The organism is Streptomyces niphimycinicus, assembly GCF_018883605.1.
Lineage (GTDB): Bacteria > Actinomycetota > Actinomycetes > Streptomycetales > Streptomycetaceae > Streptomyces > Streptomyces niphimycinicus.
The window spans coordinates 1-1,210 of the sequence record NZ_JAHLEM010001212.1 but is presented as its reverse complement, the minus strand read 5'-3'; the positions used below and the strand labels follow the sequence as shown (position 1 = coordinate 1,210).

2 protein-coding genes are annotated in these 1,210 nt (G+C 72.8%); both read right to left on the bottom strand.

Annotated elements, in window-relative coordinates; translation table 11 throughout:
- The coding region (locus KN815_RS48915; RefSeq protein ID WP_253209736.1) for a glycoside hydrolase family 6 protein at positions 1–710 on the bottom strand (710 nt) is incomplete at its 3' end.
- Positions 711–915: 205 nt separating this feature from the next.
- A partial coding sequence (locus KN815_RS48910) for an XdhC family protein (protein ID WP_216348176.1) occupies positions 916–1,210 on the bottom strand: 295 nt, incomplete at its 5' end.

Genomic DNA, 1,210 nt, shown 5'->3' with positions numbered 1-1,210 from the left:
GCGTCCGATGCGGCGGGCGGGGCCGTTGACGCGCCGGGGTCGGGCAGCGGGGGCAGATCGGTGGGCGGTGCCTCGGCGGCGGGCGGCTGCTCGACGGCCGTCTGCTGCTCGGCGGGCTGCTCGGCAGCGGGCTGCTCCTCGACGGGCCGTTCCGCTGCGGGCTGTTCCTCGACGGCGGTCTGATCGGCGTTGGATTCGTCGGCGCAGTCGGAGGGCAGCAGGGCCAGCGAATCGGGTTCGAGGACGATGAGCACTTCACGGTCGCCGATGCCCTTGGCGACGGCGTCGATCCACGCCTCGTACGCGGCGAGGTCGTCCGCGCCCCCGCTCGAGTAGCTGCCGCAGTCACGGCCCGGGATGTTGTAGAGGGCGAGGACCGGCAGCCTCCCCTGCACGTCGGCGCTCCGCGTCGTCCTGCGGACCAGCCGCTCGATCCGCTCCGGGCTCTCGTCGCCGTACCAGACCGCCTGCGGCGTCCGCACCATGGCGAGGAGCCCGGCGGAGTCGCGGAAGTCGCCCCGCCAGGCGAGCCGGGCCACCTGGCGGTAGGAGTCCCGGTCGGGGGGCGGGGCGTAGAGGCGGGCGATGCGGGAGGAATCATCGTCGTCCTCCCGCGCGGCCGCGCTCACCACGGGACTGATCAGCAGGGGCAGGGTGGCGGCGGCCACGACGGCCGTCGACACGGTGAGAATCTTGCGTCTCTTACGCACGTGCGCACTCCAGGGGGCGGCAGGACCAAGGTCGATTTCTGACTCTCACTCAGAAACCGGCGTCCGGCAAAGGAAGCCTCCGCCAGGTGGCGGAGGGTTTTTCCCGCTCAGGAGTGGCCTAATGTCAGACGATCCTTCTGCGATCTGATCCGATCTGATGTCAGATGACGCGAGGTGACGTCAGGTCAGGTCCTGTCAGGTCCTGTCAGGCGACCGAGCCGATCCGGTCCGAGGCCGCCCGGGTGTCGTGGTGGATCGGGGTCCGGGCACCCGTCAGCGGCGTTCCGCTGCCGCCCCGCCGGTTCGCGACGATCTCGCCCGCGATGGACAGCGCCGTCTCCTCGGGCGTCCGGGCGCCGAGGTCGAGGCCGATCGGGGAGCGCAGCAGGGCCAGCTCCGGCTCGCCCACCCCGGCCTCGCGCAGCCGCCGCAGCCGGTCCCGGTGGGTGCGGGCGGAGCCCATCGCGCCGACGTACGCCACCGGCAGCCGCAGCGCCCGC